Below are 13,180 nucleotides of genomic sequence, written 5' to 3'. Positions count from 1 at the left end.
ACGGCGACCGGTTGCCGAGCAATGTTCACTGATCATCACCCGCTTGTGATTCGCCTGTAACCAAAAGATGGTAAAACCCGGAGCTTACCCGGCAAGGAGTACTGATTTCATGATGAAAACTTTGATGCACAGCGGATTTCGGAAAAGGGGAGGGCGCTTGGTGGCGCTTTGCCTGGTCGGGCAGCTCGCCTTGGCGGGGGGGGCGGCCTGGGCGGATCAGCAGGGGATGAACCCGGCAGGAAGCGGGAAGGTGGGCCAGGCCGCGGCGCCCGCAAAGGCGCCTGCCGAACCCCTTGAATCTGGCGACGCCCCGGCGGAGGAGGCACCGGCCATCGAGCTCGCCGTGCCGCCAGCGCCTGAGGGGGCCGCAAAGACGGAAACCGGCGCCTCCGTGGAGGATGCCGCTGCGGCCCCGTCCGAGGTGCCGGGGCCGGCGGCCCCTCCCGAAGCGCGGCAACCGGCGGCAAACGGGATTTCCTGGTGGCGCTCTTTCGCCCACAGCATCGGGCTCGCCGCCGACCCGGCCCCGGGCGAGGTCGCCCAGCCTACTGCCGGCCGGCCGACCGGCGCCCCCGACTACGTGATCGGCCCGGGAGACCTGTTGGGGATCTCGGTCTGGCGCGACGAAAACCTCACCCGGCAGCTCGTGGTCCTGCCCGACGGCAAGATCTCCTTCCCGCTGATCGGTGAGCTCGTTGCCGAGGGGAAAACGGTGGCCCAGCTGAAAAAGGAGCTGGAGGGACGCCTGGCGAAGTACGTCACCGACGCCGGCCTCACCGTGGAGGTGAAGCAGTCCAACTCGATGATCGTCTACATCATCGGGCGGGTGAACGCTCCGGGAAAGCAGGTGCTCTTCTGCAACACCAACGTTTTGCAGGGGCTCGCCATGGCCGGCGGTCTCAACCCCTTCGCCGAGCGGGGGAAGGTGAAGATCTACCGGCAGCAGGGGGAGCGGACCGCGGTCTTTCCCTTCAACTATGACGACGTCGCCGACGGGAGGCACCTGGAGACCAACATACAGCTGCAGCGGGGCGACGTAATCCTTGTGCCGTAAACCGCTCCACCTCATCCCGTTGGCCCTGCTGGCGTTTTTGACCCTGCCGCAGGCGGCTCGCGCCGGGCAGGTTCTCCTGATGCCGAGCGTGACCCTGCAGCAGGAGTACAACGACAACATCACGGCGGCGATCTCCGGCGGACAGGGAGATTTCATCACCACGATTTCTCCAAGCCTTACCCTGTCGGACCGCTCCGAGCGCGGCGGGGGAGTGCTCACCACCGGTTTGAGCCACCAGGAGTACCTGCATCACTCGACCAACAGCAGTACCGGCTACCAGCTGCAGGGAGCCGGAGACTTCGCCTTCACCCCCAGGCTTTCCGGCAGCGCGTCGGTGGGGACCGCCCTTCAGGTGAACCCGAATTCGGTCGACCCCTCCACCGGGCTTTTCACGACGAGCACGGTCCACACCGATTCCCTGGCGGCCGGGGGGGGGTATACCCTCGGGGCCCTCACCACCGGGAGCCTTAACGCGGCCTTTTCCCGGCAGGGGTACGACGTCGCGGGATACCTCGACACCCGGCAGTACTCGGTCCAGTCCGGGATCCAGTATGACCTGGACCGGGTGTGGCGGCGGCTCAAGGTGGCTCCTTCGGTCTCCTTCTCCCGGGAGGTCACCGCCGTCTCGACGGTAGACAACACCAGCGCGACCCTGTCGGCGAGCCGAAGCCTGGACCAGCTCTGGAGCTGTTCGCTGCAGGCGGGGGGACGCTACACCCACTCGAGCTACGCCCAGGGGACCGCCAGCGACGACTGGGGGTGGCTCGGTTCGCTTGCTGCCGCCTACGCCGGTGAAAAGCTGAGCGCGAACCTCGCGGCCAGCCATGACGTCACCTCCGCTTCGGGGCGCGGCACCGCCGCGACCCAGCGCAGCGGCGGGAGCGCCACGCTCTCCGAGCGCCTGACCCCCCGGCTGACCGGAAGCCTCGGGGGGAGCTACTCATGGAACCGCTCCCTGCCGGGGGCCAGCGCCGCGGACCGGGTGGATGAGACCACCGCCAGCTTCCAGGGGGCGCTCGGCTACGAGTTCCTCGACCTGGGCGGGCGGAGCAGCCTGGTGCTGCAGCTCTCCTACAACTACAGCGGCGTCGAGTACCACGTGGTCCACAACCGGTCCGATCAGAACCGATACCTGCTGTCGCTGGTCTGGCGGCAACAAAACTTCAGATAGTGCGGGAGCCCCGGCCAGCGGCGCCCCAATGGGATAAAGCGAGGAAACGATGAGGCAGAGCATGGCAATGAACGAAATAAAGACGGCGCAGGACGTGATCGACATCCTGAAGAGGCGCAAGACCAGCATCCTGGTGACCGCGGTGACGATCTTCGTCATCGGCGCGGCGACCGCGTTTCTGATCCCGCCCAAATACCGCTCCACCTCCACCATCCTCATCGAGGAGCAGGAGGTGCCCCGCGAACTGGTGAACACCACGGTGACGAGCTACGCGGACCAGAGGCTGCAGACGATCAACCAGCGGATCATGGGTACCGACCGGCTCCTGGAGATCATCACCAAGTTCAACCTCTACCCGGAGCTGAGGAAGAAGTGGACCACCGAAGAGATCGTGGCCAAGATGCGCAAGGACATCAAGCTGAACACCATCAGCGCCGACGTCATCGATCCGCGTTCGGGAGCCTCCCGCCCCGCCACGATCGCCTTCACCCTCTCCTACGAGGGGAAGGTTCCCCAGGTGGTGCAGCAGGTATCGAGCGAGCTCGCCTCGCTCTACCTGGCCGAGAACCTGGCCACCCGGGAACGGCAATCCCAGGGGACCACCTCCTTTCTCGAGGAGGAGCTGAAAACGGTGCAGGTAAAGCTCGCCGAGGCCGACGCGAAACTCGCCCAGTTCAAGACGCGCAACGTGACCACCCTGCCGGAACTGGTGCAGGTGAACCTGCAGGTGGCCGAATCGGCGGAGCACGAACTGGAGAGCTTCCAGGCGCAGCTGAGAAACCTCAAGGAGCGGGAGAGCTCGCTTAAGACCCAGCTCGATTCCATCTCGACCGACGCCGCGACCCAGGACAAGTCCCGGCTCAACGAGCTCCGGGTGCGCCTGGGCGAGCTTAAGACCCGGTTTACCGACGAGCACCCGGACGTGATCAAGACCAAGGCGGAACTCGCCGACCTGGTGAAGGAGCTCCGGGCCACCGGCCGGGAGACCGCCGACAACAAGCCGGACAACGTCGCCTACATCACCATCTCTTCGCAGCTCTCCGGGGTCCGCTCCGAGATCGACTCCGTCAAGCGGCAGATCGCCTCGTACCAGAAGAAACGGGACGAGTACCGCGGGCGGGTCGCCTCCACCCCCGGGGTGGAGGAGGGGTACCGCTCGGTGATGACCGACCGGAACAACCTCCAGGTGAAGTACGACGACCTTTCCCGCAAGGTGCTGGAGGCGAAGACCGCCCACGGGCTGGAAAAGGAGCAGAAAGGGGAGCGCTTCACCCTGATCGACGCGGCCCGGCTTCCCGAGAAACCCTTCAGCCCGAATATCCCGGCGGTGCTCCTGATCGGGCTGGTGCTCGGGATCGGCAGCGGTATCGGGGTGGCCGCGCTCAAGGAGCAGGGAGACTTCACCGTGCGTCATCCCGAGCGGCTCGCCTACGCCACCTCCTTCCCGGTCCTCGCCTGCATCCCGGAGATCGTCACCTGGCAGGACCACGCCCTGCAGAAGACGCAGCGCCGCAAGCGCCTGATCTGCTTCGTGGCGGTGCTCGTGCTGGCACCGGTCGCCTTCCATTTCCTGGTGATGGACCTGGACGTCTTCTGGGCCCGGCTGCTGCGCCGGGCCGCGAAGATCTGACCGCTTTCTCCCCGAACCGCAGCGAACCTCGTTCAAGGAGCACGAAAAAATGGCTATATCCAAAAGCAGCCTCAAGAAGACGAAGGACCCCTCCGAGCCGCAAGGACCCGAACTCACCGACGCCGAGACAACGGCAGCCGGCCCCGACCCGGACGGGACGCAACGGGAGGAAGGGACCGGGTTCAAGGTTTTCCGTGGCACCCTGGGCAAAGGAAGGCAGAAAAAAGAGGTGGCGGAGGCCGCTGCCGAGCCGGTGGAGGCGGAGGTGATCCTTCCCGCCCCGCGGCGTCCCAGCGACGTCGCCAAGATGGGGTACGTTTCCCCGGTCTATCACCTCTCCCGCACCGTAAAGCTGAACCCGAGGCTTCTCGCCGGCAACCGGGTGGTGGCGTTTCTTCCGGACAGCCCGGAAGTCGAGTTCTACCGCCAACTCAGGACCCGCATCCTGCAGCAGACCGCCGGCGAACGCGGCGCCACGGTCATGATCACGAGCCCCCTCCCCGGCGAGGGGAAGACCCTCACCTCGATCAACCTCGCCCTCACCTTCGCCAAGGAGTTCAAGCAGACCGCGCTTTTGGTCGACTGCGACCTGAGGAAGCAGCAGATTCACGAAACCCTCGGTTTTGCCAGCGACCGCGGGCTGGTGGACTATCTCCTCGACGACTGTCCGGTCCCGGAGCTGTTCGTCTGGCCGGGGGTGGAGAAGCTGACCGTGATCTCGGGAGGGAAGAAGGTGAACGACAGCTGCGAGCTCCTCGGCTCCCCCGGCATGGCCGATCTGGTCGCCGACATGAGGAGCCGCTATCCGGAGCGCTACGTCTTCTTCGACACCCCGTCGGTCCTTTCCGGTGCCGACGCCCTGGCCTTTGCCCCCCTGGTCGACTACATCCTCGTGGTGGTGCAGCGGGGGAAGACCTCGCTCGCCGATCTCAACCGGGCCCTGGAGCTTCTCCCCGGGGAGAAGATCCTCGGGGTGGTGATGAACCGCTACTAGCCGCCCGTGCCCCCTGCCCACTTCTCCCCAAGCTCCCTCCCCACCGGGAGGGGCGGGGAGGAAAGGGCCTGCTTCTCCCCTCCGTGTTCCCCCCGGCCGGCTCCTCCGGCATCGATTCCTCCCTCGTCCCATCGCGCCGTCTCCGCTGTCGATCCTATCGGTGTAGTGGTTTTCCCGACAGGGTGCCGGATGGAGATTTTCCAATGAATAATCATCGGTTACACGGCAGTTACAGTGTTAACACGCCCCCGGCCTGCTTCGGAGTAACCCTCCGATACCGCTGGCAAATACGGGATCGGCAACCCACCCCGCAAAAGTGCGGCAATCGTAACCGGGTCTTTATCTTCGGTTGCTATAACTGGGGCCGACCTGAAACGGGAGTGACTCTATGCTGAAAGTACTGTCGGTCTTCGGCACCCGCCCGGAGGCGATCAAGATGGCGCCGGTGGTCAAGGAGCTCGGGCGCAATCCGCATCTTTTTCACAGCGTCGTCTGTGTCACCGGACAGCACCGCCAGATGCTCGACCAGGTGCTGGAGCTGTTCCGGATCCGCCCCGACTACGACCTCGACCTGATGCGCCCCGGACAGAACCTGTTCGACATTACCTGCCGCGTCCTCCAGGGGATCAAGGTGGTACTGGAGCGGGAACGGCCGGACCTGGTGCTGGTGCATGGCGATACCACGACCGCCCTGGCCGCTTCGCTGGCAGCCTTCTACCTGCGGGTCCCGGTCGGGCACGTCGAGGCGGGGCTGCGCACCCACGACCTTGCCGCCCCGTTCCCGGAGGAGATGAACCGGCGGGTGGCGGGGGTTCTGGCTCATTACCATTTCGCCCCCACCCCCCGGGCCCGGGACAATCTCCTCGCCGAGGGGGCTGCCCCGGAATCGATCCTGGTCACCGGCAACACGGTGGTCGACGCGCTGCTGACGGTGTCGGGACGTATCGCCGCCGACCGGCAGCTGGCGGCGGACCTGGAGCGGGATTTCTCCTTTCTCGACCCGAGCCGCAGGCTCCTTTTGGTCACCGGCCACCGCCGGGAAAACTTAGGTTCCGGGCTCGCGGGGGTCTGCAACGGGCTCGCCGACCTGGCGCGGTGCCGTCCCGACCTGGAGATCCTGTATCCGGTGCACCTGAATCCGCAGGTGCAGGAGCCGGTGCGCCGGATCCTCGGTACCGGGTTCCAAAACGTGCACCTGGTGGCGCCGGTGGAGTATCTCCCCTTCGTGTATCTGCTCAACCGCGCCGACCTGATCCTCACCGATTCCGGCGGGATCCAGGAGGAGGCCCCGTCCTTGGGGAAACCGGTACTGGTCATGCGGGAGCGGACCGAACGCCCCGAGGCGGTGCAGGCGGGAACGGTCCAGCTGGTGGGAACCGACCGGGGCGCGATCGTGGCCGCCGTGGAGCGGCTCCTGGATGACCCGGAAGCCTACCGCGCCATGGCGCGGGCCCACAACCCTTACGGCGACGGCACCGCCGCGCGCCGCATCGTCGATACCCTGGCGGAACTGAGCCGGGTAAGGCACGATCAACAATCGGAGAGGTTGCAATGTCAAAGATCAGGCAATCCATCGTCGTCGTCGGCCTCGGCTACATAGGGCTTCCCACCGCATCCATCCTGGCCACCAAGGGGCACCAGGTTCTCGGGGTCGATATCAGCGAGGAGGTGGTCGCGACCATCAACTCAGGGAAGATCCACATCGTGGAGCCCGACCTCGACGTCCTGGTCCGCTCGGCGGTGAACAGCGGGAACCTCAAGGCCGCCTGCGCCCCGGAGCAGGCCGATGTCTTCATCATCGCGGTCCCGACCCCGTTCCGTCAGTCGGTGCCGGGTGCCGAAAAAACCCCGGACCTAAGCTTCATCGACGCCGCCACCAAGGCGATCGCCCCGGTTTTGCGCGAGGGGAACCTGGTCATCCTCGAGTCGACCTCCCCGGTCGGAACCACCGAGCGGATCGCCGCCATGGTCGCCGAACTCCGGCCGGACCTGGGCACCTCCCGTACCGGGGCTCACCCAGCGCTCTCCGTTCATTTCGCCCACTGCCCGGAACGGGTCCTTCCCGGGCACATCATCCGGGAGCTGGTGGATAACGACCGGATCATCGGCGGGGTCACCCGCCCTGCCGCTGAGCTGGCCCGGGACCTCTATCGGAGCTTCTGCAACGGGGGGATCTTTCTCACCGACAGCAAGACCGCCGAGATGGCGAAGCTCGTGGAGAATTCCTCGCGCGACGTCAACATCGCCTTTGCCAACGAGCTCTCCATCATCTGCGACCGGCTCGGGATCAACGTCTGGGAGCTGATCGAGCTTGCCAACAAACACCCGCGGGTGAACATCCTGCAGCCGGGCCCCGGCGTCGGCGGCCACTGCATCGCGGTGGACCCGTGGTTCATCGTCGCGGCCGCCCCGAAGGAAGCCCGGCTGATCCGGACCGCCCGGGAGGTGAACGACGCCAAGCCGCACTGGGTGCTGGAACGGGTGCGCGCCAAGGCCGAGCGCTTCAGGGACCCGGTGATCGGCTGCCTGGGGCTCGCCTTCAAGGCGAACATCGACGATCTGCGTGAGTCTCCGGCCCTGGAAATAACCCGGGAGCTGATCGCCTCCGGTATCGGGGAGGTCATGGCCTGCGAGCCCAACGTGGAGCACCAGGCGGGGGAGATCCCCCTGTACAGCCTGGAGGAGGTGCTGCGCGAGGCGGACATCCTGCTGGTCCTGGTGGACCACGACGAGTTCAAGGAGATCGACCGCGAACTTCTCAAGGAGAAGGTGGTGATCGACACCCGCGGGGTGTGGCGATGACCGAAAACCGCCCCGGCTACCTCGACTAGCGCCCTCACGCCCCCTCCCCGAGCGGGCGAGTCCCCATCCTCCTTTCTGCAGGTGCATCTCCTTCCCAAGCTTCAGCTTGGGAAGGAGACGTGTTTCCCACCCGGTAACCCACCAACACCCTCCCCCGGAGGGGCTTCCCATCCTCGTGGTACCAGTTTCCGTCTGCCCCGGCTCGCCGTCCCTTACTGGGGCCGATTTTCCGGCTGCCCGGCCCGAGGGTGAGCTGTTCGCCAAATCCATTTCCGGCCAGTTTGCCGTCATCGCCACGTAATCGACTTGTAATCGACAGCAGTGAGCGAATCTGCCTCCGGGTACCGGGAGTACCAGATCCAGGCCACCGCCACCGGCACCAGCTCGTCGCTTGCCGTCAACTTTCTGAACGATCCGAGCTATTTCCACCTGGCCAACGTCGATGCCGCCGCGACCCCGGTCCCGGTAGCCGCCTGCCTTCTTGGTTCGGGGCGGGCCGGCCTCGTCGGGATCCGGCGTCGCTACAACCGGTAGGGTATGGCCAGATCCAGCGGCAGTCAGCCGGCGGGGTCTCTCCGCCGGCTGACTCCCCGCGTCGCGTTTCCCCCGTGCCGTTCCCCTTCCTGCCAGCCCGTGCTCCCACCTTCCCGATGCGCCAGCCACCCGGTAGTGACCTTACCGACACGAAAAAAGTGATGTAAGGAAACAGTTTGGAAATCCGGTTACGCGCCGGTTACGGTGTTTACATGGTTTGTCGGTGGATTCGGGAGAAGTGAGCGAAAGCTCAACGGAAAATATTAACGTCCGGTCCCGGAGAAAAAGTACGCCAAACGTAACGGCGACTTCATCTTTGCCTGCTATAAATCGATCGTCGAAAAAGCGGCGCAACGGGTTGCCAGGGGCCGGTGGTCACTTCGACCCGCGGACGGTCCCGGTGGGAAGATTCCCAGGGGGCGCGCCGAAACAGCGAAAGGAATCCTGTTTCATGATCAGAGACGATGCGCTGCCGGCGATCCCGATCGCCATTTTGCGGCCTGGGGCGCCCAGAAGGCGGACTCCGGCCGGCGGGTTCTGGGCCCTAGCCCTCGGCCTGATCTGCGCCCTGCTTCTCGCGGCGCCGGTCCGGGCTGCGGTTCCCGATAACGAAGAAGTGAGCGAGTGGAAGCAGAGCGCCCAGAAGGAATTCATCGCCGGCCATTATGAAGAGGCTCTTCCGTTCTTTCTCAAGATCGCCCAAAAACGTCCGGAGTGCCAGTCGCGCCGCTATGCGGTGATGATGCTCGCAACCATCTACTCCGACAACGTCGTCGACGTGAAGAAGGCGGTCAAATGGAACCGGGAGTTTCTGAAGCGCTACGCCGACTCCCGCCAAAAGCCCCTGTTCCAGGAGAAGCTGGACAAGTTCGCCGAGCTGGAGCAGCAGCAGGGACAGGAAGAGGCGTACAAGGAGTACCAGAAGATAAAGTTCGCCAACAAGGGAGACGCCTACCTGGTGAAGCGCTACGAGGCCCTGATCAAGGCGCATCCCGATTTCAAGCTGAAGGTCGACGTGCAGAAGGAGATCGCCTGGGCCTACGATCGGATGAACAAGCCCCATGAAAGCGTCCTCGCCTTCCAGTCGATCTCCGCACCCAAGACCGGGCACAAGCTCTCCTCGACGGACCAGATCATGGCCGAGGCGGACCGACGCTACGACCTGATGAAGACGACCGGGAAATGGCTGGCCTGGGCGGTCATGGCCCTTCTTTGGGGCGCGGTCCTGATGATGAAGCCCTGGCGGCGGATGGACCGCGGCGCGCTCCGCAGCATTGCCCTCTGGACCGGACTGTGGGTGCTGTTGAGCGCCTCGCGCATGCCGAGCTTCTACAAGATGGAGGTGGAAGGGTACCAGTACGTGATCCGGGACACCGTGATCTACCTGCTGGCTGCCGCCAACCTGCCGGTCCTCGTCTGGTTGGTCCTGCTCACCCGCGCCGCGCCGTGGCAGACCCGCCCCAAGACGCTGCGCGTGGTCGCCCCGCTGCTCACCTTGGTGATGACCATAGCCAGTTACTACCTCTTCATAGTGCACCACCCGAACGGTCCCGCCATCGTCGATGTCTTCGGCGTCAAGTACGAGTACCTGCTGGGTGAATTCAGGGAAAGGGTTTTACGATGAAAGGAAAGATCCTGAAGATAAAAACCGGCTACAACCCGAATTCCAGCAGCATCGGCGTCGACATGGTGGTCTTCTTCACCGCCGGAGCGGCGATGACCGTTCTTTTCAACACGATGGCCGCCGTCCTCTGCGCGGGAAAGGCGGTCCGGCAAGAGGGACCGGTCGCCGAACCGCTCCGGGAAGAGGCCGCAGAGGATCTGGCGGAGGATGTGCAATGCCCGCAATGAAGCACCGCTTCGAAGCGTTCGGCGGCGTTCTGGCCCTGGAAGACCCACCGATGCTCGTGCACGTGGACCAGGAGTTCATGCGCAGCCTCGGCCATGCCCACAGCCCGCTTTGGGACCGCCCCCAGAGCGGGACCTTGAGCGCACCGCTGGAGGTCCATTTCTCGGTTACCAATGCCTGCTCCCAGAACTGCGGACACTGCTACATGGACTCCGGGACGCCGGAAGCCGGCGAACTCTCCGCCGAAGAATTCCGCAACGGGGTCGACCTGTTGGCCGAAATGGGGGTTTTCCACCTGGCGCTTGGGGGAGGGGAGGCGCTCGAGCGTCCCGACTTCTTCGAACTGGCCGCTTACGTCCGCCGACGCGGGATGGTCCCCAACCTCACCACCAACGGAAGCCGGATCACCGCGGAAATCGCCGAAAAATGCCGGCTTTTCGGCCAGGTCAACGTCAGCATCGACCGGGTAGGGGACCATCGGGGGGAGTCTGCCCAACGGGTCTTGGCGGTGGATCTGCTCCGCGCGGCGGGGGTGAAGGTCGGGGTGAACTGCGTGGTCAGCCGGGAAAACTTCGATCACCTGGAGGCCATGTTCGGCTTCGCCAAAGAGCGGGGACTGACCGACGTGGAATTTCTGCGGCTCAAGCCGGCCGGCCGCGCCCGGAGCGATTACTACCAAAGACGGTTGACCGCGGCGCAGCACCGGGAGTTCTATCCGCTGATCCGCGACCTTTCCCGCCGGTACCAGGTCGCCGCCAAGATCGATTGCTCGTTCGTCCCGATGTTCTGCTGGCACCGACCCGACAAGCAGCTGATGGAGCAGTTCTCCGTTTACGGCTGCGAGGCGGGAAACGTCCTGCTCGGGGTCCGCTCCGACGGGAGGTTCGCCGGGTGCTCCTTTTTGACCGGGGAGGAGAGCATCCTCGATCTGCCGGCCTTGTGGAGCCGCTCTGCGCACCTGAAAGCGCTGCGCGGCTTTCCGGAAAGCGCTCCGGAGCCGTGCCGCTCCTGCGCTTACCTCGACATCTGCAAGGGTGGGTGTCGCGCCGTCTCCGGGTTTGTCCTGGGGGACTTCAACGCCCCCGACCCCGAGTGTCCTTTTGTTGTTGCCCAGTCCTTAGCAAAGGAGCGAAACCGATGATCAGACAACTGTTGACCCTGCTCTTCTTCACGACCTTCTACGCCGTCATGCGTTACACCGGGTTCGGCGGCGTCTCTCCCGTCCACATTCCGGTCCATCTTTTGAACAAGGCGCTTTCGATGAGCGCTGCCTACTGTCTGTTCATGGCTTCCCTGGAGCTGCTGCGCACCCGGAAGGAGGCCTTCGACTTCTGGCGCAAGGCCTGCGTCAACCTCGCCTTCGTCCACGTGCTCCTCTCCTTGGGCATCCTCAACAAAGCCTATTTCCCCAAGTTCTTTTCCGGCGAGATGATGAACCTCACCGGCGAACTCACCTTCCTCATGGGGGCCTTGGGGATCTACTGTTTCTGGCGGCTGCTGACCTTCGAGATGACGCCTCGGGTGAGGAGGATCATGATGGCCTCGGCGAGCGCCTTTGTCGCCACCCACCTCTTCATCATGGGGTATGACGGCTGGCTCACCGTCGAGAAGTGGAACGGCGGGCTCCCTCCGATCACGCTGCTGAGCTTTCTGCTGGTCGTTGGCAGTCTCGCCGTCTTTGTCCGCCTGACCGAGAAGCACGAGCGGCTTTGCGCCGACGACGGACGGGCGCTGGCCTCAAAAGTGCAAATTTTGTAACCGTTGTCATGATTCTCTTCGTGATTCCGAGCGGTTATGGGGATCACGCGGCGCCCGATTTATCAACGTTCTTTTGCAGGGTTTTGACACGGGCGAAATATAAGGGTGATAGGCTGCACCGAACAAAATCATGGAACCTAGGTGATCCAAATCGCTGGGTACTTTGCCGACCTTGCCAGGCCCCGGAAAGCCCGCTGCGAAGCATCATTCGCAGCGGGCTTTTGTGTTCCTTCAAACGACGTCAGCCAAACCCATCGCGAGGTGGGGACGGAAAGCCACGGGTCCCAAGCGGACAGCCGGGTTGCCTTTCGCGAAAGAATGAGCAATCCGGTTTTTTTTATGGTCCGAAAACTTCTCTGCCTGACGGGCATATTGCTGAGCCTGGCGCTTCCCAGGCCGGCCGCAGCGCAGGTTACCTTCTACGTGGGGGGGGACGGCGAGAAGTCCTTCATCATCGAGGGGGACGACATCGGCGCCCGCTCGGAGGTCGAGCTGGCCATCGTCTACGATACGCAGAACCTGGCGAACCCGAAGGTCAGCGTCGAGCAGGGTGTGGTGACCGACGTCTCCGACAGCTCCGGCACGCTCATCGTGAAGGCGGAGCAGGGAGAGGACTCGACAGCCACCTTTACCGTGCATCTGACGTTCGAGAACAAGGGAGTGCTCCCCGCGCAGCTTTTTTCGGTGACCGGGAGGATCGTGGAGCCGGACGGCACCCCGGTCGCCACCAAAACGCTCCCGGCCTCCAACCCTCCGCTCCTGCAGTCGTTTTCGCGCGATGAAGATGCCACCGGCGGGGAAACCGGGATGTCGACCTATCTTGCCGACATCCTGAGATCGGAGCGAAACGTCCTGCAGCGGTTCCGGAACTTCAAGGGGAAGAAGGGGCTTACGAGCTACGTAGCCCTTTTCGACCGGATGCCGGGCGAGGGGTTCGTTCAGGACCCGCCGGTGGCTCTTTCCGACGGGCAGATGTCCATCCGGGTCTTGTGCACCCTGGACGGGGCCGAGATGAGCGCTCCGGACGATATCGCCGTGTCGGATGCCAAGCTGGTGCGCCTGGAGAAGGGGGATCGGAAGGGGTGGGTGGTCACCGTGCTGCCCAACCCAGGGGCCTGGGATTCCAGCCTCATCGTCAAGGTGAACGACAAGATCTTCGAGTTTCCCTTGGTGGTGGCGCCACGGGTCAAGGTCCGGAAGGACCTTTCCGACCTGGAGTTCCTCGCCGAACTGGACCGATTCAATCCTGAGCTGGCCAACCTCAACAAAGGGGAGCCGATTCAGTACCGACACGCCCTGCTTGATTACGTGTTTACCGCGAACTACCTGGCCGGCAGGCAGGATACCGAAGGGAAAGCCCCTACGGGGGAATGAGACATCGAGACGGC

General features: G+C 64.2%; 12 protein-coding genes and 1 riboswitch. All 12 genes read left to right on the top strand.

Annotated features, from left to right (window positions below; all coding sequences use genetic code 11):
* The first annotated feature begins 109 nt into the window (after nt 1-109).
* The 12 genes from JFN93_RS05960 to JFN93_RS05905 all read left to right on the top strand — a co-directional run bounded on the left by JFN93_RS05960 (nt 110) and on the right by JFN93_RS05905 (nt 13,166).
* Nucleotides 110-1,054, top strand: a complete 945-nt coding sequence (locus tag JFN93_RS05960) for a polysaccharide biosynthesis/export family protein (protein ID WP_236021549.1) — start codon at nt 110-112, stop codon at nt 1,052-1,054.
* Nucleotides 1,044-2,225: an outer membrane beta-barrel protein gene (locus JFN93_RS05955; protein ID WP_199383078.1), complete on the top strand. Its 1,182-nt coding sequence runs from the start codon at nt 1,044-1,046 to the stop codon at nt 2,223-2,225. The genes JFN93_RS05960 and JFN93_RS05955 overlap by 11 nt, the downstream gene beginning before the upstream one ends.
* A gap of 61 nt (nt 2,226-2,286) precedes the next feature.
* On the top strand, nt 2,287-3,855 hold the full coding sequence (locus JFN93_RS05950; RefSeq protein WP_236021548.1) for a GumC family protein: 1,569 nt from the start codon (nt 2,287-2,289) through the stop codon (nt 3,853-3,855).
* 49 nt (nt 3,856-3,904) lie between these two features.
* A complete protein-coding gene (locus JFN93_RS05945; RefSeq protein ID WP_199383077.1) occupies nt 3,905-4,849 on the top strand; it encodes a nucleotide-binding protein in 945 nt (314 codons plus the stop codon).
* A gap of 388 nt (nt 4,850-5,237) precedes the next feature.
* Nucleotides 5,238-6,449, top strand: a complete 1,212-nt coding sequence (gene wecB, locus JFN93_RS05940) for a non-hydrolyzing UDP-N-acetylglucosamine 2-epimerase (RefSeq protein ID WP_199383076.1) — start codon at nt 5,238-5,240, stop codon at nt 6,447-6,449.
* Nucleotides 6,401-7,651 carry a UDP-N-acetyl-D-mannosamine dehydrogenase gene (gene wecC / locus JFN93_RS05935; RefSeq protein ID WP_215907702.1) on the top strand — a complete coding sequence of 417 codons (1,251 nt, stop codon included), beginning with the start codon at nt 6,401-6,403 and terminating at the stop codon, nt 7,649-7,651. The genes wecB and wecC overlap by 49 nt, the downstream gene beginning before the upstream one ends.
* A gap of 321 nt (nt 7,652-7,972) precedes the next feature.
* Complete coding sequence (locus JFN93_RS05930) at nt 7,973-8,185, top strand: hypothetical protein (RefSeq protein WP_199383075.1); 213 nt, start codon at nt 7,973-7,975, stop codon at nt 8,183-8,185.
* Nucleotides 8,186-8,636: 451 nt separating this feature from the next.
* Nucleotides 8,637-9,809, top strand: coding sequence for a hypothetical protein (locus tag JFN93_RS05925; RefSeq protein ID WP_199383074.1), 1,173 nt, complete (start codon nt 8,637-8,639; stop codon nt 9,807-9,809).
* On the top strand, nt 9,806-10,036 hold the full coding sequence (locus tag JFN93_RS05920) for a hypothetical protein (RefSeq protein WP_199383073.1): 231 nt from the start codon (nt 9,806-9,808) through the stop codon (nt 10,034-10,036). The genes JFN93_RS05925 and JFN93_RS05920 overlap by 4 nt, the downstream gene beginning before the upstream one ends.
* Nucleotides 10,024-11,175 (top strand): radical SAM/SPASM domain-containing protein, encoded by a 1,152-nt coding sequence (locus JFN93_RS05915; protein WP_199383072.1) that lies wholly within the window; start codon nt 10,024-10,026, stop codon nt 11,173-11,175. The genes JFN93_RS05920 and JFN93_RS05915 overlap by 13 nt, the downstream gene beginning before the upstream one ends.
* Nucleotides 11,172-11,792 (top strand): hypothetical protein, encoded by a 621-nt coding sequence (locus JFN93_RS05910; protein ID WP_199383071.1) that lies wholly within the window; start codon nt 11,172-11,174, stop codon nt 11,790-11,792. Before JFN93_RS05915 ends, JFN93_RS05910 begins: the two co-directional genes overlap by 4 nt.
* A 234-nt stretch (nt 11,793-12,026) precedes the next feature.
* Nucleotides 12,027-12,101: riboswitch (cyclic di-GMP riboswitch) on the top strand.
* A 30-nt stretch (nt 12,102-12,131) separates the two neighbouring features.
* Nucleotides 12,132-13,166 (top strand): hypothetical protein, encoded by a 1,035-nt coding sequence (locus JFN93_RS05905; protein WP_199383070.1) that lies wholly within the window; start codon nt 12,132-12,134, stop codon nt 13,164-13,166.
* Nucleotides 13,167-13,180: the final 14 nt, after the last annotated feature.

The sequence above is a fragment of the Geomesophilobacter sediminis genome (assembly GCF_016458275.1).
Classification (GTDB): Bacteria; Desulfobacterota; Desulfuromonadia; order Geobacterales; family Geobacteraceae; genus Geomesophilobacter; species Geomesophilobacter sediminis.
The sequence above is the reverse complement of the archived record's forward strand: the minus strand, read 5'-3'. Positions and strand labels throughout refer to the sequence as shown.